The organism is Streptomyces sp. NPDC057543, assembly GCF_042801895.1.
Taxonomy (GTDB): domain Bacteria; phylum Actinomycetota; class Actinomycetes; order Streptomycetales; family Streptomycetaceae; genus Streptomyces.
Window position 1 is genome coordinate 1 of the sequence record NZ_JBHVFF010000116.1, and the last position, 24,044, is coordinate 24,044.

Consider the following 24,044-nt stretch of genomic DNA (forward strand, 5'->3'; position numbering starts at 1 on the left):
CCCCAGCACCCGGGGCCCTCACGTATCCGCCGGTCGGTCCGGCCCGGTGGCTCTCAGCCGGGTACGAGTACGGCGGCCCCGTTCACCCGGTCCGCCGCCAGGTCGGCCAGTGCCTGGTCGGCCCTGCTCAGCGGGTAGGAGCTCACCGTGACCCGGATGCCCACGCGCCCCGCCAGGGCGAGGAATTCGCGGCCGTCCTCGCGGGTGTTGGAGGTGACGCTGCGCAGATTGCGCTCCTGGAACAGATGGCGTTGATAGTTCAGCACGGGAACGTCCGACAGGTGAATTCCGGCGACGGCCAGCGTGCCGGACCGGTCCAGTGCCTCCAACGCCACCGGCACCAGGTCGCCGACGGGGGCGAACAGGATCGCCGAGTCCAGGGGTTCCGGCGGGCGGTCGTAGGCGCCGCCCGCCGATGCGGCCCCCAGATCGAGGGCGAGCTCGCGTGCCCGCGCCGAGCGGGTCAGCACGTGAACGGTAGCACCCTCGGCGAGGGCCACCTGGGCGGCGAGGTGGGCGGACGCGCCGAAGCCGTAGATACCCAGCCGCCCGCCCTCGGGCAGCGCGCTGCGCCTGAGGGCCCGGTATCCGATGATGCCCGCGCAGAGGAGCGGGGCGAGCCGGGCGGCGTCCTGGTCGTCCGGGAGCCGGTAGGCGTACGCCTCCGGAACCAGTGCGGTGTCGGCGAAGCCGCCGTCCGCGTCCCACCCCGTGTAGACGGACCGGGGGCAGAGGTTCTCCCGGCCGCTCCGGCAGTACCGGCAGCTCCCGCACGTACCGCGCAGCCAGGCTCCACCGACCCGGTCGCCGACACGGAAGAGGCCGGATCCGTCGCCGAGGGCCGCCACCCGGCCGACGATCTCGTGGCCGGGGACGGTGGCGGGTCGGTGCGGCGGGAGATCGCCCTCGGCCAGATGGAGATCCGTACGACAGACGCCGCACGCTTCCACGTTCATCAGCAGTTCCCCGGGGCCGGGAACCGGCACGCCGCGCCGTACGCGCGCCAACGGCCCGGTGCCGATCGGACCGGGTGTCTGGACGGCCCAGCCGGTCTGCTCGGCCGGGGCCGGCGCGGGAACAGCCACAAGTCCAGCGTGCGGCGGCGCGGGCGCGGAGGCAACCGGCCTCGATCGCGTGCGCCGGGGCCGTGCCGCATCCGTGGCGTGCTGCGCCCGCCGTCAGGAGGGCTAAGGTTTCACCAGGGGCGCACCCACACGCGCGGGAACGTCATGCACCGACACCACAGGGCACCGGACAGCACCCAGGAGCTGCTGGTCACCCTCGGGCGCCTGGTCGATCAGGCGCTGGAGAACATCAGGATCGAGCGGTCCCGGGCGGAGCTGGGCATGGCGCTGCAGCGGCACATGCTCCCGGCCGAGCTGCCCGTTTTCCCGGGGATCCGGATCGCGGCCAGCTACTCGCCCTCGCAGGACGGTCTGGCTGTCGGCGGTGACTTCTACGACGCGTTCCCGATGCGCGACGGGGTCGCCGGTATCGCCATCGGTGACGTGCAGGGGCACGGGGTGGAGGCCGCGGCCTTCATGGGTGAGGCCCGGGCCAGTCTCCGGGCCCTCGCCAGCGTCACGGACGACCCCGGACAGGTACTGGCCTGCGCCAACGATCTGCTGATCTCCTTGGGCGGCGACCTGTTCACGACCTGTTGCCTGCTGAGCATCGCCCCGCAGAGCGGTGCGCTCTCCATCGCCCGGGCCGGACACGTCCCGATCATCTGGGGCACCGACGACGGCGAATCCGGCATCTCCCTGGACGTCGGCGGCGTTCCCCTGGGGATCCTGCCCGGCCAGCAGTACCCCGTGACCCGCCGGAGGATGAAACGGTCCGGATTCCTGGTCCTGGTCACCGACGGGGTTGTAGAAGGGCCGGCCTACCCGATCGACGAGGGACTGGCCACGGTGTCCGCGCTGGTCGGCACGGCGGACGCGACGGATCCCGCCGAGCTCGCCGCACGGGTGATCCGGGTGGCGGACCTGACCGGTCATGATGACGACGCCGCTGTCCTCGTCATCCGCTACGACGGTATCCGCCACGACGGTGCGCCGGGCACCGGTTAGCCGGATGCGCAGCGTCCGTCCGACGCGCGGGTATGGCGTCGGCGTGGCTCCGGCGTGCCAGAGCGGTCGGGGCACCCGGGTGTGGTGTCTGATGCTGCTGTGGTGGACAGCGCACAGCTCCGGCGGCACGCGGCCACGGCCCTCACGATCCTGGCGGTGGCCGTCTGCTACTACGTGACGGCCCGCCTGGGGCTGCTCCAGCAACTGGTGCGCGGCCAGGTCACGCCGCTGTGGCCACCGACCGGGATCGCGGTCGCGGCCCTGCTCGTGTTCGGTCTGCGCGTCTGGCCCGGGATCGCGCTCGGCGCCCTCGCGGCCAACGTGTTCATCGGGCCTTCCGCCCTGCCCGTAGTAATCATCGCGGTGGGAAACACCCTGGCCCCGATCTGCTCCTGCCTGTTGCTGCGCCGGGCCGGCTTCCGTGACGAGCTCGACCGCTTACGGGACGCGCTGGCCCTGGTCTTCCTCGGTGCGCTGGGCGGCATGCTCATCAGCTCGACCGTGGGCAGCGGCATCCTGGTTCTGTCGGGGGCGCTCCCGGCCGGGGGCTTCTGGCCGACCTGGTCGGTCTGGTGGACGGGCGACGCCATGGGCGTCATGGTCGTCACGCCGTTCCTTCTCGTCCTGCGCAGGGCCCGGCTGCCGCACGGTGTCGGCCTGCCCCGATGGGCCGAGGCGGTCGCGCTGGTGGTGTTTACAACGAGCGTGACCCTCCTGGCGACCGACACCTCCCATGCCTCGCTCCTCTTCCTCGTGTTCCCCTTCCTGATCTGGGCCGCGTTCCGCTTCGAACGGGCGGGCGCCGCGTGCTGCGCGCTCGGCGTGTCCGTGTTCGTGATCCTCGCCGCCGGACGGATGACCGGCCCCTTCGCGCACCACGGTCTCCTCAGCAACATGATCACGCTCCAGGCGTTCAACGGAGCGGTCTCGCTCACCGCTCTGCTCCTCGCCGCGGCCGTCACGGAACGAAAGCGCACATATCAGGAAATCAAGCGACTCTGCCAGCAACTCTCCGAGAAAGTGGCACGACTCGACACCTGATTCACTCCAACGGTCGTGCGAAGCGTGCGCGGCCCCCCGATCCGCAGCAGGCTGAGGGGCGACGGCACCGCGACGAGGGCTACCGGACGCCGAGACTTCGGGCGACCGGTCGCCGTAAGAGGTGGAGCCATGCCCCGTGTGTCAGCGAATGTCCATGTGTCCCGCCCCGCCGACGAGATCTTCTCGTTCCTACGGGATCCGCGGAATCTGGCCGTGTGGTCGTCGAGCATAGATCACGTGATCGAGGGCCCGATCACCACGGAACTCGGCGACGAGTACACCTGCAAGTTCCCGGGCAGGCGGCGGGCGCACCGCCTCACGTGCACCGCGAGCTCACCGGTCGAGTACCTGGCGTTCCGCGGTGCGTGCATGTGGACCCCGTTGGGGCGCCACTCGCCGGAACTGGAGTTCCGGCTGAGTCCCAGCCGACGGGGAACGATGGTCAACGTATCGGTCAAGCCCCATCTGGACGGCGGCATGATCATCCTTGCCCCGTTCGTGATGATGGCGTGGCGTCGTGACCTGCCGACGGAGCTGCGGATCCTGGCGGAGCTGCTCGCCGATGGGGAGCATCCTGACGCGGACACGGGTGGTGATCAGGGGGCCGAGCCGTCCGTGGGGTGACGCGGACGCGCGGGTGGTCCCTCCTCACCTGCCGGACGGACGCGGGTGATCGACCGCCGGACGGGCCTGGTCTGCTGCCCCGTCCGGCGATCCACGGTCGTAACCGGGGGCGTGCTACAGCAGGAAGTCGCGCGCGATCGCCTCGGACGCCCGCTCCAGCAGCGGTCCTGCCTGGGCCATGGAGACCGCAGGGTCCGGTTCCAGGTCCGCGAGGGCGTACGCGCGGCTGATGCCCGCGCCGGTCAGTGCCTCCGGCGGCAGGGCGAGGCGGCCGCAGACCGCCACGACCTCGATGCCCGCGGCGCGGGCAGCCGCGGCCACGCCCGCCGGGGCCTTGCCGTGGAGGGTCTGCTCGTCGAGCGAGCCTTCTCCGGTGATCACCAGCGTGGCACGTGCCAGGGCGGGGGCGAAGCCGAGGACGTCGAGCATGACTTCGATGCCTGGGCGGAACCGGGCGCCGAGGGCGACCAGCGCCCCGTAGCCGATGCCGCCCGCCGCCCCCGCTCCGGGCAGCCGGGCCTGGTCCGGGCCCAGAACGGACGCGTAGTGGGCGAGCGCGGCGTCGAGCGTCGCGATGTCCTCCTCGGTCGCGCCCTTCTGGCGGCCGTAGACCTCGGGAGCACCCTTCGGGCCCGTCAGCGGGTTGTCCACGTCGCTGGCGAGGATCAGGTCGACGTCGGCCATGCGCGGGTCGAGGCCGGACAGGTCCGCCTCGGCCAGGTCGGCGAGGCCACCACCCCCCGGGCCGACCGGCTTGCCGTCCACGTCCAGGAAACGGGCGCCCAGCGCGGCCAGCATGCCGGCACCGCCGTCCGTGGTCGCGCTGCCGCCGACGCCGAACACGATCGTGCGGGCGCCCGCGTCGAGCGCCGCGGCCAGCAGCTCGCCGGAGCCGTACGTCGTGGCCGTGAGCGGGGCGAACACCCCTGCGGGAAGGTGCTGGAGTCCCGAGGCCTCGGCCATCTCCACCACGGCTGTGGTGTCGCGCAGCGCGTACGCCGCGGTCACCGGGTCCCCGAGCGGCCCGGTCACCCGCGCCTCGTGGCGCTCGAACCCGGCGGCCACCGCCGCCGCCACCGTGCCGTCGCCGCCGTCCGCCACGGGCAGGGTCTCGACCCGCACCCCGGGCACGACGTGCCGCAGCCCGGCCGTCACTCGCTCCGCGACCTGTACAGCCGTGAGCGAGCCCTTGAACTTGTCCGCCGCGACGAGCACGCGTGCGGTCTCCATCACTGCTCCGTCCGCCACCTTGCATCCCTTGCTTTCGAACAGGCAGTCGCGCCGTCCCCGACCCTATCGGCAGCGCATACCCGCTGCCCAGAGCCGTCTCACTCCGGCACCGCCCGCACTACGCTGCCCGCGTGACCACCACTGATTACGCCACCTACATCGCGGGGCTCCCCCGGGTCCTGGCCGCCGCGGCCACCGTGTTCCGGGACGTCCACGGGCGAGTGCTGCTCGTCGAGCCGAGCTACCGGGACGGCTGGGCGCTACCTGGCGGAACCGTTGAATCCGACGAGGGCGAGAGCCCGCGTCAGGCCGCGCGGCGCGAGACGGCCGAGGAGATCGGGCTCGACCGCAAGCCGGGACGGCTGCTCGCGGTCGACTGGGCGCGCGGCCCGATGCGGCCGCCGATCGCCGCGTATCTGTACGACGGCGGAGTGCTGGGCGACGCGGAGCTGAAGGCGATCCGGCTGCCGGAGGAGGAGCTCCTGTCCTGGGAACTGGTCGCGCCCGACGACCTCGGCCGCTATCTGCTCGGCGGTCTCGCGCTGCGTCTGAGGGCGGCGCTGGACGCGCTCGATTCCGGTGGCGGCACGGTGGAGCTGGAGGACGGCCGACCGGTGAACGGCTGACCTGTCGGCCCGCCCGGGGACGGCCGACCTTTCGGGCCGCCGACCCATATTCCCGTTGCGTTCCCTCATGCCCCTTTGCGTCCCGTTGTCTTGACGTGCCGTCAACTGATAGTCCGGTCGGCGGCTGCCGGACATCCGAGTTCATGTGTCATTGGTCCGCAGTGCACGCTCGACCGGCATCATCCGAACTCCACGACAGCGGAGGGATCATGCGTACGCACACGGGGCACCTCGGCGGGCTGCTGGCCACCATCGCCGCAACGCTCGCCTGTACGACCGTCGTCGCCACGGCGTCGACCGCCACCGCGGAGCCGGCATCGGCCCCGGCCGCACACCGCCGGGTGCCGCTGTCGGTCGACGGCGGCGCCTGGCAGTCGGGGCATGTCCAGGGCATGGCCATCGACCGCCGCAAGGGCTTCATGTACTTCTCGATGACCAATCTGCTGGTCAAGACCGACCTCGACGGCAACCCGGTCGGCTCGGTCACCGGATTCACCGGCCACCTCGGCGATCTGGACTTCAACGAGAAGGACGGCAGGGTCTACGGCTCGCTGGAGTACAAGGAGGCGAAGTCCTTCTACATCGCGATCCTGGACGTCGACCGCATCACCCGGATGGACATGGACGCCCAGTCCACGGGTGTCGTCTCGACCGTCTATCTCAAGGAGGTCGTGAAGGACTTCACCGCCGACATGAACGGCGACGGCGTCTTCGACGGCGACACGGCCGATACGCCCGACCACCGGTACGGCTGCAGCGGCATCGACGGCGTCGCGTTCGGCCCGGCGTTCGGCGACCGGCGCGGCAAGCTCGGTGAGCGGAAGCTGACGGTCGCGTACGGCGTGTACGCCAACGCCGGCCGCACGGACAACGACCACCAGGTGCTGCTCCAGTACGACGTCACACGGTGGAAGAAGTACGAGCGCCCGCTGACCGAGTCGGCCCCGCACACCAGCGGCCCCGCACACGTGGACGGCAAGTTCTTCGCGTACACCGGGAACACCACGTACGGCGTGCAGAACCTGGAGTACGACGGGTACAGCGGCAACTGGCTGATGGCCGCCTACAAGGGCATCAAGCCGGGCTTCCCCAACTATTCGGTCTTCGCTCTGGACGGTGCGAAGAAGCCGGTACGCGGCTCCGTACGCGGGCAGCAGAAGCCGGAGCGCGGCCTGCTGCTCCCGCTACTGCGCGAGGGTGCGCACGATGCGGCGACGGGTACGTACGGGTGGCCGGCGCCGGGGCAGTACGGCCAGTACGGGCTGATCTCGCTCGACGACGGCCGGTTCTACGTAGCGCAGAGCGGCACGGTCAAGGAGGGCGGCGTCACCAAGCAGACCGCCCGCGCCGTGCTGAACACCTGGACGGGCCGGACCCCGTCACCGTTCAGCCCTGTCGGCCCCGCGGCGCCCGGCCCTGGCGGCCCCGCGGCCTGACGTCCGCCTCGCGCGGAAATTCCTCGCGGGTGCCGGCCGGCGCTGCGTAGGCTCGTGCCATGACTCTCGTCGCGATCCTCAGCGGCGCCGGCATCTCCACGGATTCCGGCATCCCGGACTACCGCGGCCCGGGCGGGCTCTGGCGCAAGGATCCGGAGGCCGAGAAGCTCGTCACGTACGACTTCTACATGGCCGATCCGGAGATCCGCCGCCGCTCCTGGCAAATGCGCCGCACGAGCGCGACCTGGGGTGCCGAGCCGAACGCGGCCCACCGCGCGGTGGCGGAGCTGGAGCGGTCCGGCGCCCCGGTGCGGGTGCTCACGCAGAACGTCGACGGTCTGCATCAGCTCGCCGGCCTCCCCGCCCGCAAGGTCCTCGAACTGCACGGGACCGCGCGCGAGACGGTCTGCACCCGCTGCCACGCCCGCGCTCCGATGTCCGAGGCACTGGCTCGCGTCGAGGCGGGCGAGGCCGACCCGCCGTGCACGGTCTGCGGCGGCATCCTGAAGTCGGCGACGGTCATGTTCGGTGAGCGGCTCGATCCGGTGGTGCTGGGCGAGGCGATGTCGATCGCCAAGGCCTGCGAGGTGTTCATCGCGGTCGGTACGACGCTGCAGGTGCAGCCCGCCGCGTCGCTGGCCGGCATCGCGGTGGACAACGGGGCGCGGCTGATCGTGGTGAACGCGGAGCCCACGCCGTACGACGAACTGGCCGAGGAGACCATCCGCGAGCCCATCGGCACGGCGCTTCCCACGCTGCTGGCGCGGCTGGGCGCCGCCCCGGACCCGAGCCCGGACTCCCGTGGCTGAGTGGACGCGGGTACGGCCATCCACCGCGTCCTGGCCCCCGGGCGACCGTCTGTTGCTGATGGTCGAGCCCGCGGCGGCGTAGCGGCCCGGCCGGGATCTCCAGCACTTTTTAGTGGTCGGGTTCCCGCTGTACGCGTTAGTGGTCGAGTTCCCGCTGTACGCGACGCGACGGGCGGAACGTGTACAGGTCGAGGATCTCGGGCACGTCCGCCAGGCCCGGGCCGCCCGCCCCGACCCAGGCGGCGATGTCGTTCACGGCGTCCGGGTCGTTGACCAGCCCGAGCCAGACCGGGCGGCCGCCCGCCCCGCGCCCCTCCGCGGAGGGCTGTACGACGATGACGTTGGCCTGCTCGCAGGCGTCCAGGCACTCCACGGCGCGGACCGTGGCGGTCTCGCCGAGCGAGCGGCGCAGTTCGGCGAGCTGGCCGGCGTGGTCTACGTCCGGGATCTTCGCCGTGCCGCAGCAGCAGCCGCGGCAGACACTGACGGTGGGCCGGGGCGTGCCCCGGGCCGGGGCGGCCTTGCGGGTGCGGCGGCTCATACGGGAACGCCTCCGGTGTCGGCGCGGATGATCACCGTGGGACTGTACCGATAGCTGCCACCGGATCGAACACCTGCACTCCCCCCGCCATCCGGTGGGGTAGAGTTGAGGGCTGCGAAGGGGAGTAGCCCCGCAAACCGGTCGTCGACACACTGGAGCCCTCGGGTTCCCGGTGGCCGGGCCTGTAGATCCTTACGGGCGGGCGAGACCTTCGGTCAGGTATGACACGCCCGCGCCCCGCGGGCGCTGACGTCATGCCGGGCCGAGTGGTCCTCCGAAAAGCCCGAGTGGCGCTTCGCGAAGGCCCCGGGGCCCGGCTCTCACAGAAAGCCACCCGGAATGCACCTCGACCCCCTGGCGATACTCACCGCCTTCGGGCTGATCTTCCTCGCGGAGCTCCCGGACAAGACGATGTTCGCGTCGCTTGCCATGGGCACCCGCATGCGACCGCTGTATGTCTGGTTCGGCACGTCGTCCGCGTTCATCGTGCACGTCGCCATCGCCGTCGGGGCGGGCAGCCTGATCGGGCTGCTGCCGGACTGGATCGTCAAGCTCGTCTCGGCTTCCCTCTTCGCGTTCGGGGCGTTCATGCTGCTGCGCAACGGCGGCGGCGATGACGAGGAGGAGGGCGGCACCAGGACGGTGACCGGCTTCTGGCCGGTCTACTCGACCGCGTTCATGGCGGTCTTCATCAGCGAGTGGGGCGACCTCACCCAGATCACCACGGCCAACCTGGCCGCGAGCAACGGCACCTGGTCCACGGCGATCGGGTCCGCCGCCGCCCTGATGTCCGTCTCGGCGCTGGCGCTGCTGGCTGGGCAGTTCATCGCGAAGCGGGTGCCGCTGAAGACGGTTCAGCGGATCGGCGGGGTCTGCATGCTGGGGCTGGCGATCTGGACCGTCGTGGAGATCTTCGTCGGCTGACGTCCGGGCCGCTTCGGGGCGCACCGTTGCCCCTGCCGCCGCACGGCCGTGAAGGACGGGCTTGGTTCTCCAAGCCCGTCCTTCACGTTTCTCCGCGCGTTCGGCGGTGTCAGAAGAGCGCCGGTGTGTCGTCCTGCATGCCGCTCTCGAAGGCCAGCAGCCGCTGCTTGCGGTCGAGCCCGCCGCCGTAACCGGTGAGGCTGCCCGAGGCGCCGATGACGCGGTGGCACGGGACGATGATGCCCACGGGGTTCTTGCCGTTGGCGAGGCCCACCGCACGCGAGGCGCCCGGTTTGCCGAGGAGCTCGGCCAGTTCGCCGTACGAGCGGGTCTCGCCGTACGGAATCAGCCGGAGCTGCTCCCAGACGCTGCGCTGGAACGGCGTGCCGTCGAGGTGCAGCGGCAGGTCGAACTCGCGCAGTTCACCGGCGAAATACGCGTCGAGCTGGCGGATCGTCTCCGTGAAGGGGCGCGGGTCGGGCTCGCCGAAGGTCTCCTCGGGCGGGCGGTGCCGTTGGCCGGTCATATAGAGGCCCGCGAGGACGCCGCCGGTGGCGACGAGGGTGAGCGGACCGTACGGGCTGTCGACGACCGTGTGCTGCCGGGTCGCCGTACGGGTGTGCGTCGCGGTCATGGGTGACTTCCCAACGTGCTTGGACCGACCGGAATTGGGGGGGTGGGAGAAGGAGCGGGGCTGGGTGCGTGCAGCTGCAAGGCGGAGGATCGAGGCAGATGTGCAGATGGGGTCTCCCCTGTTCGAGCGAAGCCGAGAGCTTGGGGAAGGAGCGTTGGTGATTGACGACAACGCCGCAGATGCGCGGTCCCAGCCCCGCGACGCCGCCCCCCATTTGCCGGTCGGTCTTATGCGGGCAGGTGGTTGATGGGGTGATCGTCCACGGTCCAGAGGTACTGAACCGCGTAGGCCCGCCAGGGCCGCCAGGCCGCAGCGCGGGCGGTGAGCGCTGCGGGCGTCGACGGGAGGCCGAGCTCCTCGGCCGCACGCCGGATGCCGAGGTCGGTGGGGAGGAAGGCGTCCGGGTCGCCGAGCGCCCGCATCGCGATCACCTCGACGGTCCAGGGCCCGAAGCCCGGCAGTGCGGCCAGTTCGGACCGGGCCTTCTCCCAGTCCGTGTCGGTGCCGAGCCGCAGCGTGCCGTCGGCGAGTGCGCCGACGAGAGTGGTGAGGGTGGCACGGCGGCTGCGCGGCAGGGCGAGCTGTTCGGGGTCGAGCCCGGCGAGGGCCTCGGGGGTCGGGAAGAGATGGGTGAGGCCGCCCTCCGGATCGTCGACGGGGCCGCCGTGCGTGGTGACCAGCCGGGCGGCGTGGGTGCGGGCGGCAGCGGTCGAGACCTGCTGCCCGAGCACGGCCCGTACGGCGAATTCCGCACCGTCGACGGTACGCGGCACCCGTCGGCCGGGCGCCTTGTCGACCAGGGGGGCGAGCAGCGGATCGGCGCGCAACTGGTCGTCCACGGCCACCGGGTCGGCGTCCAGGTCGAGCAGCCAGCGGCAGCGGCTGATCGCGAGGGTGAGGTCGCGCGGATCGGTGAGGAAGAGCCGGCAGGCGATGTGGTCGGGGTGCGGGGTGAGGGCGACGATGCCGTGCCCGTACCGGAGGGTGAGGGTGCGGCGGTAGGCGCCGTCGCGCCACTCCTCGACGCCGGGGACCGCGGTCGCGGCGAGGTGGCCGAAGAGGTTGCTCGGGTTGAGCGGGGCCCGGTACGGCAGCCGCAGCGCGATCACGCCGGGCGTGGGCGACGGTGCCGCGGACCGGGCGGCGCGGTCGCGCAGCTCGCCCGGGGCGAGCGCGAAGACCTCACGGACGGTGTCGTTGAAGGTGCGGATCGAGGAGAACCCGGCGGCGAACGCGACCTCGGCCATGGGCAGCGCGGTCGTCTCGATCAGCAGCCGCGCGGTCTGCGCGCGCTGCGCGCGGGCCAGGGCGAGCGGACCCGCCCCCAGCTCGGCGAGCAGCTGGCGCTCGATCTGCCGGGCGGAGTAGCCGAGCCGGGCCGCGAGACCGGGGACGCCCTCACGGTCGACGACACCGTCCCGGATGAGTCGCATCGCACGGGCGACGGAGTCGGCGCGGGCGTTCCACTCGGGGGAGCCGGGACTGGTATCGGGCCGGCACCGCTTGCAGGCCCGGAACCCGGCCTGCTGGCAGGCGGCGGCGCTGGGGTAGAAGGTCATGTTCTCGACCTTGGGCGGTACGACGGGGCAGCTGGGGCGGCAGTAGATCCGGGTGGTCAGGACCGCCGTGAAGAACCAGCCGTCGAAGCGGGCGTCCTTGGACTGGACGGCCCGCACGCAGCGCTCGGTGTCGGTGTGCATGGTTCAAGCATCGGCCACCCGGCACCTGGGGGCTCGCGAAAATCCGACATCAACCTCGCGCTGCCAGGGTCTCTTCGAGTCCCGCGCGAGCGGGCGACGCGGTGACCGGTCTTGAGCAGAATGATCTAAAGGATGATCAATGAGCATTAACGGCACCCTTCTGGCCCCCTCCGGGTGCCCGGCTCTAGCGTTCCGGTCGCCATCGCAGGACAGGCATCCGGGTACGGAGCGTTCGTCCCCGGATGCCCTTCGGACCCACATCCGGGAGACCATCGATGAAACGTACAGCTCGCGCGGCAATCGCACTGGCCGCCACCGCCGCGCTCGCGGCGGCCGGAACCGTCACCAGTCTCGCCAGCACCGACAACCATGCCGACAACCTGACGACCTGGGCCGTCGCACCGCAGGCAAAGGTGACCCCGCAGACCCCGGAGCAGGACGAGTACAACAAGGCGAACGGCCGCCCCCTCCCCACCCCTGAACTTCTCCAGCCGATACTCGACACCGGCCTGGGAACGTACCGGGCCAAGCCGAAGAACTCGCTGCACGGTGACTACGAGTGCGCCGCCTCGGACGTACTCGCCGATCTCTCCCACAAGTGGATCAAGGAATTCGAGAAGAAGTACCCCAAGGTCCACATCAGCGTGAACCCGCCGTACGCCGGGAGCCTCGGCGCCCTGGAACTGATCAAGGGCAAGCTCGACTGCGTCTTCGTATCGCGCGAACTGAAGCCGACCGACATCGAGGGCTTCCACGACGCCTTCGGCTACGACCCGCTCAGCATCCCGATATCCGGGGGGAGTTACCGGCACTTCGGCTTCCTGGACTCGGTCGGTTTCATGGTCAACAAGAAGAACCCGGTGGACAAGCTCTCCCTCGACCAGCTCGACGCCGTGCTGTCCACCACCCACAACCGCGGCGGCGCGGCCGCCACCACCTGGGGCGACCTGGGTGCGACCGGCGACTGGGCCGACAAGCCGGTCCACATCGTCGGCATCCAGCCGTGGAACGGCTTCGAGGAGTTCGTCCGCCAGCGGGTGCTCGACAACGACGGCAAGCGCGGCGAGTGGCGTCCGGGGGTGACGGACGGCACGACTCCCGCCGATCCCGCGGTGCACTGGGAGAAGACCGTCTTCAACCTTTCCAAGGCGGTCTCCGAGGACCCCTATGCCATCGGATACACGGGGATGGCCTACGTCGACTCGGCGGTCAAGGTCATCTCGCTCAGTGACCACGCCGGCGACCCGGCATACGCCCCCACGTACGAGAACGTCGCCTCGGCTGCGTACCCGCTGAGCCGGGTCACCTATTTCAACGCCAACAAGCAGCCGGGGAAGCAGCTGGACCCGGTCATGGAGGAACTGCTCCGGTTCATCCTCAGCAAGCAGGGCCAGCAGGTGGTCTCGGATCAGCAGACCTTCCTGCCGCTGCGCTCCGGCCAGACCCGCGACAGCCTCGGCGCACTCGACACCGCACCCTGATCGCTCCTCGCCCGCAGCCCCTCTGCGAACACGAGCACGCCGAACTCGTAACGCGGACCTGAAAACCCCGGGCCGGACGGTGGTCGCAGCCACGGCACCGGCCGGCCCGGCAGGCAGGACGCAGCCCCGGCGATCGATCCGATCACCGGGGCTGCGCCATGTCACCCCGTCACGCGGGAAAACGCGCACAGGTAACAGCGCAGGTATCAGCACAAGTTGCGGCCGTTCGCCGGACCCGCCCATGCGGTCTCGGACCCATACGGTCTTGGACCCATGCGGTCTCGGACCCATACGGTCTCGGACCCATGCGGTCTCGGACCCATGCGGTCTCGGACCCATGCGGTCTCGGACCCATGCGGTCTCGGACCGACGCGGTCTCGGACCGACGCGGTTCGGCGGACGCGGCGTGCCCGTCAGCCCTGCGCCGCCAGGACCTCTTCGAACTCCGCGTACGCGTGCGCGTCGAACAGTACGAACCGCACCTCCTCGACGGGTGGGGCGGCCTCCTCCAGCACCGTACGGACGGCGATGCGCGCCCCGTCGTCCATCGGCCAGCCGTAGATCCCGGTCGAGATGGCGGGGAAGGCGACGGTACGTGCCCCCAACTCCGCTGCCACCCGCAGCGATTCGCGATAGCAGGACGCGAGGAGCAGGGACCGGTCCTCGGCGCTGCTCCAGACCGGGCCCACGGTGTGGACCACCCATCGGGCGTCGAGCTTTCCGGCGGTCGTGGCGACGGCCTGGCCGGTACGCAGGCCCTTTCCGTACTGCGAGGCGCGCAACTCCCGGCAGGCGGCGAGGATCTCCGGGCCACCGCGCCGGTGGATCGCTCCGTCGACCCCGCCGCCGCCGAGCAGTGAGGAGTTCGCCGCGTTGACGATGACATCGGCGGACTGCTGGGTGATGTCACCGCGTACCAGGGTGACGGTGACGGCCTCGGGTGTGCGCATGCGGCCCATGATGCCGTGTCACCGTCGGCGGGACTGCCCGTGGCGCCCCGAAGGCACCGTGGAGTTCCGGCCGGGCTCAGCGCGCTCCCGACGAGCCGCGCCGCTCAGGCCGCCCGCAGCCGCCGCCAGACCGCCTTCGCCGCGTGGTGGCCGGACATTCCGTGCACGCCCGGTCCGGGCGGGGTGGCCGAGGAGCACAGGAACACCGCCGGATGCGCCGTCGCGTACGGCACGCGTGCGAGCTTGGGACGGATCACCGTCTGGAGGCCGGAGAACGCGCCGCACGCGATGTCGCCACCGACGTAATTGGCGTTGCGCGCCGCGAGTTGGGGCGGCCCGGCGACCGCTCGGGCGAGCACCAGATCACGGAAGCCGGGAGCGAAGCGCTCCAGCTGCCGTTCGATGACGTCGGTGGCGTCGCCCTCCCAGCCCGCCGGGACGTGTCCGTACGCCCAGAAGACGTGCCGGCCCTCGGGTGCGCGCGACGGATCCATCAGGCTGGGCTGCGCGGTGATCAGGAACGGCACGCTCGGGTCGCGGCCCGCCACCGCGGCGCTCAGCGCGGCGTCGATCTCGCCGGCCGTGGGGCCGACGTGGACCGTTCCGGCCCTGCGAGCGTCCTTCGCGGTCCAGGGGACGGGGCCCGAGAGGGCGTAATCGATCTTGAAGCAGGACGCTCCGTACCGATAACCGCGGTACGCGTGGCCCAGCCCCGCGATGCGGGCGAGGGCGGTCGGCGAGGTGTCGAAGACGTAGGCGCGGGCGGGCGGGAGTTCGTCGAGGCGCTTGACCTCCGTACCGGTACGGATCGTGCCGCCCTGTTCGCGCAGGTACGAGGCGAGGGCATCGGAGATGGCCTGCGAGCCGCCGCGCGGCACCGGCCAGCCCTTCTCGTGCGCGGCGAGGGCGAAGAGCAGGGCGACCCCGCCGGTGGCCAGGCCGCTGACGGGAGCTATGGCATGGGCGCCGAGCCCGGCGAACAGACCGCGCGCCTTCTCACCGTGGAAGCGGCGGGAGAGCAGCGTCGCGGGCTGGAGCGCGTCGAGGCCGAATCGCACCCAGCGGTACGGGTCGCGGGGCAGCCCGTCCCACGGGGTGCGGAGAAAGTCCTCGGCGAGGGTGTCCCAGTGGCCGAGGAACGGGGCGACGAGCCTGCGGTACGCCCCGGCGTCCTCGGCGCCGAGCGACATGGCGCTCTCCCCCACCGAACCGGTGAGCACGGCGGCCGACCCGTCCGGGAACGGGTGGGCGAGCGCCAGCTCGGGCTGGAGCCATTCCAGGCCGTGCCGTGCGAGCGGCATCCTGGCGAACGCGGGCGAGCCGATGCCCAGCGGGTGGACGGCGGAACAGGGGTCGTGGCGGAAGCCGGGGAGGGTGAGCTCTTCGGTACGGGCGCCGCCTCCGACGGTGTCGCCCGCCTCGAAGACCTCCACGGCGAAGCCGCGGCGGGCCAGTTCGGCCGCGGCAGTCAGTCCGTTGGGCCCCGCCCCCACGATGACAGCATCAAGCATCGACGGCACCTTCGGACTCCTTCGTCAGCCGACGGCCAGGACACCCAGGATATTCCGAGGCACCGACAGTGCGGCCGCGGGTAGGGTCGCCTCCCGATGAATACACCGAACTCCCCGGCCGCGCCCGCGACGGGCCCCGACGCGGGCGTTCCCGCCCGTATCGCGGACATGGCTTCCCGGCTCGGCACGCTGCCGGGCATCCGGGCCGTCGCCCTGGGCGGCAGCCGGGCCCGTGGCACCCACCGTCCGGACTCCGACTGGGATCTGGGCGTGTACTACCGGGGCACTCCCGACCTGGCCGCGCTGACCGCGCTGGCGTCCGAAGCGCAGGGCTCCCCGGCCGAGGTCGCGGGTCCCGGCGGCTGGGGTCCGTGGGTCGACGGCGGGGCGTGGCTGCGGGTGGACGGCGTCCCGGTGGACTGGATCCTGCGCGATCTGGACCGGGTGGAGGCGGTCTGGGCGGACTGCCGCGAGGGACGTTACGAAGTGGGCGTGCAGCCGGGGCATCCGCTGGGGTTCTGGTCGCCCGCGTATCCCGGGGAGGTCGCAATCGGCCGCGTACTCGCCGATCCCGGGGGCGAGTTGACGAGGCTACAGCGGGAGACCCGTACCTATCCGGAGCCGCTGCGCACCGCGCTCGTCGAAGCCGCGTGGGAAGCCGACTTCTCGGTGGATGCCGCCCGCAAGTCGGCCCCCACCGGTGACGCGCTGCATGTCGCCCTGTGCCTGTCGCGGGCGTTCGGGATCCTCGCGCAGTCCCTCCACGCGCACCACCGCGCCTGGTGTCTCAACGAGAAGGGTGCGTCGGCTGCGGCGGCCGCCCTGCCGGACACGCCGGTGGGTTTCGCCGGACGGATCGACTCGGCGCTGCGGGGGCTGGACGCCGCGGCGGTGGAGCGGGCCGCGGAGCTGGTACGGGACGTACGGTCGGCGCTCGCCACGGGCGCCGCGGAGGGCACGGGCCGACCGTGATCGCCGCACTGCGGTGCGTGGCCGGGCACGGCGGCGGCGTGGTGTGAGCGGGGCGGTCAGACGCCCTCGCGCAGCGCCTTGAGGACGCGTTCGACGGTCGCCTCGCCGCGGGCCGCCGTGAACGGCAGGGCGTTGCCGCCGGTGATGCGGAACGGCGCGCCGGAGAGCGTGGCCTGCGCGCCGCCCGCCTCGGTGACCAGGAGCAGCCCTGCCGCGTGGTCCCAGGCGTACTCCCAGGTGAAGGCGACCGCGTCCTGCTCGCCGCGCGCGACGGCGAGGTATTCGAGGCCCGCCGAACCACAGGGCCGGGCGTCGATGCCGTCGGTGCGCAGGCCGAGCAGGGCGTTCTTCTGCGCATCGGTGGTGTAGTCGGGATGCGACATCGCCACCTTCAGAACGGCGCCGGGTGCGGGCGAGCCGGACCGTATCGGCTTGCCGTCGAGCGTGGCCCCGCGGCCGCGGACCGCGCTCGCCATCTCGTCCAGGGCGGCGGCGTACGTCCACGAGGCGAGGAGTACGCCGTGGTGGGCGAGGGCGACCAGGGTGCAGAAGCCCGGTTCGCCGCGGGCGAACTGACGGGTGCCGTCCACCGGGTCGACGATCCACACCGGCGCGTCGCCGCCCAGGGCGTCGTACACCTTCGGATCGGCGTGGACCGCCTCCTCGCCCACGACCACCGAGCCGGGCAGGAGCCGGGACAGGGCAGCGGTGAGGTGTTCCTCGGCGAGGCGGTCGGCGGTGGTGACGAGGTCGTGCGGGCCGCTCTTCTCGACGATCTCGTGCGCGGCGAGCCGGCGGTAGCGGGGCATGATCTCGGCGGCGGCCGCTGCGCGGACCGCCACCTCGACGTCGGTCAGGTCCCCTGCAAGGAATTCATCGATCATGCCCCCAGCCAATCACGGCCCGGCGGGGAGCCGGCGACCTGGTCATGACGGGGAGGTGGCCGGTCGGCGTCCTACGGCATACCCCTGCGTGACGGGAAGGTGGCCGGTCAGCGTCCGACGGCGTACCCCTGCATGCCGCGCGGGTTCGCCGCCGCGGAGAGCACTCCGGTCTCCGGGTCGCGGGCCACGGCGCACAGCCGCCCCTCGGACCACGGGGCGCCGACGGTGACGTCATGGCCGCGACGGCGCAGCTCCTCGACGACCTCCGGGTCCATGCCCGCCTCGACGGTGACGCTGCCGGGGCGCATCCCGCGCGGGAAGAAGGAGCCGGGGAAGCTGTCGTTGTGCCAGTTCGGGGCGTCGATGGCGCCCTGGAGGTCGAGGCCGCCGCGGACCTCGGCGCGCAGGGCGACCGCCAGGAAGAAGTGGACCTGCCACTGGTCCTGCTGGTCGCCGCCGGGCGTGCCGAACGCCATGACGGGGACGCCGTCGCGCAGGGCGAGGGACGGGGTCAGGGTGGTGCGTGGGCGGCGGCCGGGAGTGAGGGAGTTCGGCAGGCCCTCGTCGAGCCAGGCCATCTGGAGCCGGGTGCCGAGCGGGAAGCCGAGCTCCGGCACGACCGGGTTGGACTGCAGCCAGCCACCGCTGGGCGTGGCGGAGATCATGTTGCCCCAGCGGTCGACCACGTCGATGTGGCAGGTGTCGCCCCGGGTCGCGCCGTCCTTGCAGACGGTCGGTTCGGTGGCGTCGAGAGCGGCGCCGTGTTTCGCGACCGTCGGTTCGCCGACGCCCGCCGTCGGGATTCCCAGGGGGTCGAAGCCGGCCGCGCCGGAGGCGACGGCGTGGGCGTGTCCGCTGATGACGGGGGTGCGGCCGTCCGGGCTGCCGGGCCGCAGCTCGTACGAGGCCTTGTCGGCGACGAGGGCGCGGCGCTCGGCGTTGTACGGCTCCGAGAGCAGCGTGTCGAGGGGTACGTCGGCGGCGTCGCCGTACCAGGCCTCGCGGTCGGCCATGGCGAGCTTGCAGCCCTCGATGAGCAGGTGGACGTAGTCCGCGGAGCCGTACCGCGGCAGCTCGGCGGGGAGCAGGGCGAGCTGCTGGAGGAAGACCGGGCCCTGGCTCCAGCCGGCCGCCTTGGCGAGCGTCCAGCCGTTCCAGTCGTACGTGGCGGGAGCCTCGTAGGACGCGGACCAGCCGGCCAGGTCGGCGGCGGTGAGGGTGCCGGTGTGGCGGGAGCCGCTGGTGTCCATGGTGGGGCGGGCGGTCTGGCGGACGAGGGCCTCGGCGATGAAGCCCTCGCGCCAGATCCGCCGGGCGGCGTCGATCTGGGCGATGCGGTCCTCGCCGCCGGTCTCCGCCGCCTCGGCGATCAGCCGGCGCCAGGTGGCGGCGAGTGCGGGGTTGCGGAACAGCTCGCCCGGCTGCGGAGACCTGCCGCCGGGCAGGTAGACGTCGGCGGAGGACCGCCACTCGGTCTCGAAGAGTTCGCGGACGGTCTCGACGGTCTGGCCGACCCGTTCGACGGGTGCGTGGCCGTCCTCGGCGTACCCGATCGCGTACCGCAGCACCTCGGCGACGGTCTTGGTGCCGTGGTCGCGCAGCAGCAGCATCCAGGCGTCGAAGGCGCCCGGCACGGCCGCGGCGAGGGGGCCGGTGCCGGGGACCAGGTCGAGGCCGAGGGAACGGTAATGGGCGACGGTGGCACCGGCGGGGGCCGGGCCCTGGCCGCAGAGCACCCGGACCTCACCGTCCTTCGGCGCCAGGATCATCGGCACCTCTCCGGCCGGGCCGTTGAGGTGCGGTTCGACGACATGCAGGACGAATCCGGCGGCGACGGCGGCGTCGTAGGCGTTGCCGCCGTCCTCCAGTACGGCCATCGAGGACTGCGAGGCGAGCCAATGGGTGGAGGACGCCATGCCGAAAGTGCCCTGGAGAGTGGGACGAGTGGTGAACATGCCATGGTTCCTTGTCACTTGAACGAATGCGGAGGCACAACTGGCGCTCACGGAACTGCCTGGTCGGAATCCAGGCAGTTCGGAACCATTCCTCCGCCGTCCCGACCGTCGAGCAGACTATCGATCGACCCACGCCGCTTCCGGCCCTCCTCCGGCACGAACCGGATGCGCGCGGACGGCTCCGTCACGACCTCGGGCCGTCGGCGGGCAGGTAACCCCGTTGTGCCGCGTGGACCCCCGCCTGGAACCGGCTGCGGGCGCCGAGGTGGGACAGGAGGCTGGTGGCGATGCGGCGGGCGGTACGGGGGGAGACGCCGAGACGTTTGGCTATGGCCTCATCCGTGAAGCCGCGCGCCAGGAGCCGGAGGCTCTCGTGCTGTTGACCGGTCAGCTGATGGTCCCCGTGCCTCTCGGCCCGGCTGAACGGTTCGGCCCGCTCCCAGACGCTTTCGAAGAAGGCCTCCAGCGCCGTGATGAGCCACCGCCCGGTCACGGCGAGCGCCCCGAACGAGGAGTCCTGGTCGTCCAGGGCGGTCACCAGAGCGCGCCGGCGATCAGTGAGGATCATGCGGATATCGAGGGAGGGCACCGTACGGATCTCACCGCCGATCGAGGCCAGCCAGGACACGTGCGCCACTGTGGGCGGGTGGTTGTGGATGCTGTCGAGGTGAACCGTGCGCATCCGCACCCCGCGGGCCAGTAACCGCCGGCTGAGCGGACGGGAGGCATACAGGTCCTCCTCGGCCCGCGCGCCGCCCGTCGCGAAGGCGATGATCTCCTCCTCCGCCTCCTCGTACAGCCTGGCCGTGTAGTCCCGTACGTGGTCCGGACCGTCGAGGTGCGCGACCGGTGACTCGCCGGACACCGGAGGCATGGGGGTGAGCCGGCAGAGCAGTTCGGCCACCGCGGCCTCGCCCGCCTCCAACTGCTGCCTGCGTGCCGCGAGGTCGGCTCGCTGCCGGGCCAGCAACATCTCCAGGCCGAGCCGGGGGTTGACCACGTGTACACGCTGGGGATCAGCGCCCTCGGCCGGACGGATCAGCGCCAGGTCCGCCAACTGCTTGACCGCGCCGTCGAACTGGTCGAGCGTCAATTCAAGCCGTGCGGAATGCTCCATCCGGCTCGCACGAGGGTCGCCGAGCATGGCCCGGTACACGGCTTCCGTCGTGGAGTCCAGTCCCAAGGGGTCGAGCATCGTCCCTCCTCGCCTGGGGCCCTGCGCCCCGCTCAGGCCATCGCCGCAGGAAATGAAGTCCGTTCCACAACTGCCCGGTTAAGGTTCGGCAAAGATCATGGCACGGCTCGACGCCCTGGGACAGAGGGCCTTTCGGTGGCGATCCTTTCGGGCCCGACCAGGAGTTCGGAGGCTGGACGGAAGGGGCCATGGCCTCATCGGTCCACCCGCCCGACCTTCACCGATGCATCACCTCCGTACAAACTCGCCATCGTCGACTGCTCGCCAACAGTGACCGAAAAGGGCTCCCCACATGCCGCATCGTCATGCCAGCCCACGTCTGACCCTCGGGACCCCGGCGCCGGCCGGGACCCTCCTCGCCGTCATCACCCAGACCGGCGCAGCGACCGCACCCACCATGCGCGCGGTCTCCTCCTCCGCCGCCGCATCCCCCGGTGGCCCGGTCATGCCCGTGGCACCCGTCCGGCCTCCCGCAACCCAGCAACCCCCCGGACACCTTCCGTCGGCAACAAGCGGCACGGGAGGCGCGCTACGACGTCACCGACGGCTCGACGGGCCGAGGCGGGCACGCGGGGGAGGCAGACGACAGTGCGTTTTCAACTGCTCGGCCCGCTGAGCATCACGGACGGCCGGGACGTCGTGGTTCTCCCGCCCTCCAAGCCGACCGCGCTGCTTGCCGCGCTGCTCATCCGCCCCGGATCCGTGGTCTCCACCGACCATCTGCGCAACGTCGTCTGGGGCGAGGAGCAGCCGACGACGGCCAAGGCGGCGCTCCAGAGCTGTGTCCTGCGGCTGCGCCGGATCTTCGCCAAGTACGGCATCGAGGACCAGGCCGTCACGGCGGTCGCCAGCGGCTATCGCATCCAGGCCGACGCCGAAACCCTCGACCTGCTGCACTTCCGTCAGCTCGTCGATCGGGCCGCCGCGTCCGGAGAGGAGTCCGAGCTCTACACCCTGCGGGCCGCACTCGCCCTCTGGCAGGGGCCGTTGCTCGCCAACGTCCCCTCCGACCTGCTGCACCGGGACGAGGTGCCGCGGCTGGCGGAGGAGCGCCTGAGGGTTCTGGAGCGGGTCTGCGACATCGAGCTGAAGTACGGCCGTTGCCGCGAAACACTCGTTGATCTATGGGAAGTTACGCGCGTATACCCGGCGCATGAACGGTTCGCGGCGCAGCTGATGCTGGCTCTCTACCGGACGGGACGGCAGAGCGAGGCGCTCGCGGAGTACCGCAGGATCAAGGAGCACCTGCGGGAGGAGCTCGGCGTCGATCCCCGAGCCGAACTGCAGTGCCTGGAGCTGGCCATCCTTCGTGGCGACGACATCGGACCCCTGGACACGGGCAGCGCCCCCGTGTCGCTCGCGCCGACCGCGCCGCGGACCTCCCTGGACGACGGGGAGCCGGAGCCGGACCACCGCCCCGGAGGTCCCGGCGGCGCGGCGGCATCCGTGGCCGCGTTCCCCACCGTGCCCTCCTTCACCGGCCGGAAGCGTGAAGTCGATTCCCTGGTGGGCCTGTTGACATCGGGCCGGGAGTCCGGCGTACCGGATGGGGACGTTCCGGCGCGCGCTCCGGTGGCGATGCTCTCCGGAGCGCCCGGCATCGGCAAGACGGCCCTGGCACTGCACGTCGCGCACCTGGTGGGCGGCCACTATCCGGGCGGCTGCCTGCTGCTGCCGCTGACCCGCCCCGACGGCACCCCACGCCCGGCGCAGGAAGCCGCCGACGAGCTCCGCCGTTCCCTGCCCGCGGAATCCGACGCCGGGTACGGCCCCGCGCTTCTCGTCCTCGACGACGTCATCCACCCCGACCAGGTCCGTCCGTTGCTGACCGCCAACGCGGGCGGTGCCGCGATCGTCACCAGCCGGATGGGCCTGGCCGCGCTCATCGCCACGCACGGCGGCACCGTCCACCGGCTCGGCGCCCTCGAACCGGAGGAGTCGCACGCCCTGCTCACCTCGGTCCTCGGCCGGGAACGGGTCGAGGCCGAGCCGTCGGCGGCACTGCTACTGGCCTCCGTGTGCGGGCACCATCCGCTCGCCCTGCGGATCGCCGCCGCCCGGCTGCTCACCCGGCCCCGGCTGCGGCTGGCCGACTGCGCCGACTCGCTGCGACGCAACCTGCCCGCCCGGCTCAGCCTGGCCGACGATCCCCAGATGTCCGTGCCGCTGACACTGGACGAGGCCCTGAAGCGACTGCCTCCGGAGCTGGCCGAGGCCCATCTTCGCCTCGGGGCGACGACGCACGGACCGCTCACCCCCGGCCTGGCCGCGGACGTCCTCGGCATTCCGCCGGAGACGGCGGAGGAGGTGCTGGAGCGACTCCTGGACGCGGGCCTCCTGGAGGAGGAACGGCCCGGCGTCTTCTGGATGCACGACCTGCTGCGGGCCCACGCAAGGCGTGCGACGGCCCATTCCGCCGGCCACGCCCACGCCCGTCTGCGCCCGCCACGGCATGCGGAGATCCCCCCGGTGGACAGCAAAAGGCCGGCCGCACTGCGGTGACGGCGAGCCGTCGGCCTCCCGGCATGCCGGCCTCGTCCTCACCGGAACCTTCCCCGAGACACCCCCCGAACCGGCCCAAGCCCCTCGGGCCACCCGCCCCCCAGAACCAGAGGTGTGAGCACGCATGACAACCACGCCGTACGCAGAGATCGCCGGAACCCGGCCACGAGTCCGTCGCGACGTCCTGTTCACCGAAACGCCGACCGGCGTGATCTTCCACAACGCCGACGGCGGCTTCCAGCTCACCGCCAAGTCCGGCTACCGGTTCGCCACGCTCCTCGTCCCCCACCTCGACGGCAGCAGATCCGTCGAGGAGATATGCGAGGGCTTCGGGGAACGCCAGAAGGCCATGGTGGGCGAGCTCGTCAAGGCGCTCTACGCGCGTGACTTCGCCCGCCCGGTGCCGGATCCGCGGGAGTCGGCCGCGTCCCTGGCGACCGCGCCGGCCGCCGCCGCCCGCTTCGCCCAGCAGATCGCCTACCTCGACCACTACGCCGACGACGCCGACGCCCGGTTCGCCCGCTTCCGCGCCACCCGGGTCGCCGTACTCGGTGACGGCCCGGTGGCCCGCTGGTGCGCGCTGTCCCTGATCCGCAACGGCTGCGCCACGGTCGCCGTCGACGCCGCCCTCGTGGACGGCTCCGGAGACAGCACGCCCGAAGAGTTCGCGACGGTCCATCAGGAGGCGGCCGAACTGGCCGAGCAGGACTGCCCCGTCGAGCTGTCGGTGCTGCCGGAGCCGGGCAGCGGCCCGGCAGGCTGGGCGGCGTACGAGGGGTACGACGTCGTCGTGGCCGCCGGAGGCCCCGGCGTCCCGGGCACGGTGCTGCACCCCTCCTACGCCATCGGCGGCGACCTGGACGGCCCGGGCAGCAACGCGCACCACGGCAAGGGCGAGCTGTTCGTCGCCGAGGCGGACGAGAGCGACCGCAGCTTCCACCGCTACACCCCCGAGGT

General features: G+C 71.9%; 20 protein-coding genes and 1 pseudogene. 11 read left to right on the plus strand and 10 right to left on the minus strand.

Annotation, left to right across the window (positions count from 1 at the left end; translation table 11 throughout):
- Positions 1-53 precede the first annotated feature (53 nt).
- The gene (locus tag ACFU8Q_RS20405; RefSeq protein WP_384455701.1) at positions 54-1,085 is read right to left on the minus strand and encodes a zinc-binding alcohol dehydrogenase family protein; all 1,032 of its coding nucleotides are present in this window, start codon (positions 1,083-1,085) and stop codon (positions 54-56) included.
- A 144-nt stretch (positions 1,086-1,229) separates the two neighbouring features.
- Here ACFU8Q_RS20405 and ACFU8Q_RS20410 point away from each other — a divergent pair, with 144 nt between their 5' ends.
- From ACFU8Q_RS20410 to ACFU8Q_RS20420, 3 genes are all read left to right on the plus strand, one after another.
- Positions 1,230-2,072, plus strand: coding sequence for a PP2C family protein-serine/threonine phosphatase (locus tag ACFU8Q_RS20410; protein WP_384455704.1), 843 nt, complete (start codon positions 1,230-1,232; stop codon positions 2,070-2,072).
- Positions 2,073-2,174: 102 nt separating this feature from the next.
- A complete protein-coding gene (locus ACFU8Q_RS20415; RefSeq protein WP_384455707.1) occupies positions 2,175-3,113 on the plus strand; it encodes an MASE1 domain-containing protein in 939 nt (312 codons plus the stop codon).
- 129 nt (positions 3,114-3,242) lie between these two features.
- On the plus strand, positions 3,243-3,737 hold the full coding sequence (locus tag ACFU8Q_RS20420) for an SRPBCC family protein (protein ID WP_384455709.1): 495 nt from the start codon (positions 3,243-3,245) through the stop codon (positions 3,735-3,737).
- 114 nt (positions 3,738-3,851) lie between these two features.
- On the opposite strand, the gene ACFU8Q_RS20425 is transcribed toward ACFU8Q_RS20420, so the two are convergent.
- On the minus strand, positions 3,852-4,967 hold the full coding sequence (locus tag ACFU8Q_RS20425; protein ID WP_384455712.1) for a glycerate kinase: 1,116 nt from the start codon (positions 4,965-4,967) through the stop codon (positions 3,852-3,854).
- 131 nt (positions 4,968-5,098) lie between these two features.
- Here ACFU8Q_RS20425 and ACFU8Q_RS20430 point away from each other — a divergent pair, with 131 nt between their 5' ends.
- The 3 genes from ACFU8Q_RS20430 to ACFU8Q_RS20440 all read left to right on the plus strand — a co-directional run bounded on the left by ACFU8Q_RS20430 (position 5,099) and on the right by ACFU8Q_RS20440 (position 7,838).
- Positions 5,099-5,593, plus strand: coding sequence for an NUDIX domain-containing protein (locus tag ACFU8Q_RS20430; protein ID WP_384455715.1), 495 nt, complete (start codon positions 5,099-5,101; stop codon positions 5,591-5,593).
- Between the two features lie 209 nt (positions 5,594-5,802).
- A complete protein-coding gene (locus ACFU8Q_RS20435; protein ID WP_384455718.1) occupies positions 5,803-7,029 on the plus strand; it encodes a hypothetical protein in 1,227 nt (408 codons plus the stop codon).
- A gap of 59 nt (positions 7,030-7,088) precedes the next feature.
- Positions 7,089-7,838, plus strand: a complete 750-nt coding sequence (locus tag ACFU8Q_RS20440) for an NAD-dependent deacetylase (protein ID WP_384455721.1) — start codon at positions 7,089-7,091, stop codon at positions 7,836-7,838.
- A gap of 136 nt (positions 7,839-7,974) precedes the next feature.
- Here ACFU8Q_RS20440 and ACFU8Q_RS20445 read toward each other — a convergent pair whose 3' ends face one another.
- On the minus strand, positions 7,975-8,379 hold the full coding sequence (locus ACFU8Q_RS20445; protein ID WP_384455724.1) for a (2Fe-2S) ferredoxin domain-containing protein: 405 nt from the start codon (positions 8,377-8,379) through the stop codon (positions 7,975-7,977).
- A 339-nt stretch (positions 8,380-8,718) separates the two neighbouring features.
- On the opposite strand from ACFU8Q_RS20445, the gene ACFU8Q_RS20450 reads away from it, so the two are divergent.
- Positions 8,719-9,303 (plus strand): TMEM165/GDT1 family protein, encoded by a 585-nt coding sequence (locus ACFU8Q_RS20450; protein ID WP_384455727.1) that lies wholly within the window; start codon positions 8,719-8,721, stop codon positions 9,301-9,303.
- 109 nt (positions 9,304-9,412) lie between these two features.
- Here the strand turns inward: ACFU8Q_RS20450 and ACFU8Q_RS20455 are convergent, their stop codons facing one another.
- Positions 9,413-9,937, minus strand: coding sequence for a methylated-DNA--[protein]-cysteine S-methyltransferase (locus ACFU8Q_RS20455; RefSeq protein WP_384455730.1), 525 nt, complete (start codon positions 9,935-9,937; stop codon positions 9,413-9,415).
- Positions 9,938-10,164: 227 nt separating this feature from the next.
- Positions 10,165-11,637, minus strand: a complete 1,473-nt coding sequence (locus tag ACFU8Q_RS20460) for an AlkA N-terminal domain-containing protein (protein ID WP_384455733.1) — start codon at positions 11,635-11,637, stop codon at positions 10,165-10,167.
- Between the two features lie 275 nt (positions 11,638-11,912).
- Here ACFU8Q_RS20460 and ACFU8Q_RS20465 point away from each other — a divergent pair, with 275 nt between their 5' ends.
- Positions 11,913-13,118, plus strand: a complete 1,206-nt coding sequence (locus ACFU8Q_RS20465; protein WP_384455736.1) for a PstS family phosphate ABC transporter substrate-binding protein — start codon at positions 11,913-11,915, stop codon at positions 13,116-13,118.
- A gap of 413 nt (positions 13,119-13,531) precedes the next feature.
- On the opposite strand, the gene ACFU8Q_RS20470 is transcribed toward ACFU8Q_RS20465, so the two are convergent.
- Positions 13,532-14,068 carry an O-acetyl-ADP-ribose deacetylase gene (locus tag ACFU8Q_RS20470; RefSeq protein ID WP_384455739.1) on the minus strand — a complete coding sequence of 179 codons (537 nt, stop codon included), beginning with the start codon at positions 14,066-14,068 and terminating at the stop codon, positions 13,532-13,534.
- Between the two features lie 104 nt (positions 14,069-14,172).
- Positions 14,173-15,588, minus strand: coding sequence for a phytoene desaturase family protein (locus tag ACFU8Q_RS20475; RefSeq protein ID WP_384455742.1), 1,416 nt, complete (start codon positions 15,586-15,588; stop codon positions 14,173-14,175).
- A 159-nt stretch (positions 15,589-15,747) separates the two neighbouring features.
- Between ACFU8Q_RS20475 and ACFU8Q_RS20480 the strand changes: the two genes are divergently transcribed.
- Positions 15,748-16,551, plus strand: a complete 804-nt coding sequence (locus tag ACFU8Q_RS20480; RefSeq protein WP_384455757.1) for a nucleotidyltransferase domain-containing protein — start codon at positions 15,748-15,750, stop codon at positions 16,549-16,551.
- A gap of 56 nt (positions 16,552-16,607) precedes the next feature.
- Here the strand turns inward: ACFU8Q_RS20480 and ACFU8Q_RS20485 are convergent, their stop codons facing one another.
- The 3 genes from ACFU8Q_RS20485 to ACFU8Q_RS20495 all read right to left on the minus strand — a co-directional run bounded on the left by ACFU8Q_RS20485 (position 16,608) and on the right by ACFU8Q_RS20495 (position 20,585).
- A complete protein-coding gene (locus ACFU8Q_RS20485; RefSeq protein WP_384455745.1) occupies positions 16,608-17,435 on the minus strand; it encodes an inositol monophosphatase family protein in 828 nt (275 codons plus the stop codon).
- A gap of 107 nt (positions 17,436-17,542) precedes the next feature.
- Complete coding sequence (locus ACFU8Q_RS20490; protein ID WP_384455748.1) at positions 17,543-19,390, minus strand: gamma-glutamyltransferase family protein; 1,848 nt, start codon at positions 19,388-19,390, stop codon at positions 17,543-17,545.
- A gap of 184 nt (positions 19,391-19,574) precedes the next feature.
- The gene (locus tag ACFU8Q_RS20495) at positions 19,575-20,585 is read right to left on the minus strand and encodes a LuxR C-terminal-related transcriptional regulator (protein WP_384455751.1); all 1,011 of its coding nucleotides are present in this window, start codon (positions 20,583-20,585) and stop codon (positions 19,575-19,577) included.
- Between the two features lie 588 nt (positions 20,586-21,173).
- Between ACFU8Q_RS20495 and ACFU8Q_RS20500 the strand changes: the two genes are divergently transcribed.
- Both ACFU8Q_RS20500 and ACFU8Q_RS20505 read left to right on the plus strand, forming a co-directional pair.
- The gene (locus ACFU8Q_RS20500; RefSeq protein ID WP_384455754.1) at positions 21,174-23,087 is read left to right on the plus strand and encodes a BTAD domain-containing putative transcriptional regulator; all 1,914 of its coding nucleotides are present in this window, start codon (positions 21,174-21,176) and stop codon (positions 23,085-23,087) included.
- A gap of 124 nt (positions 23,088-23,211) precedes the next feature.
- Positions 23,212-24,044: pseudogene (locus tag ACFU8Q_RS20505) on the plus strand (hypothetical protein); the annotation flags it as partial.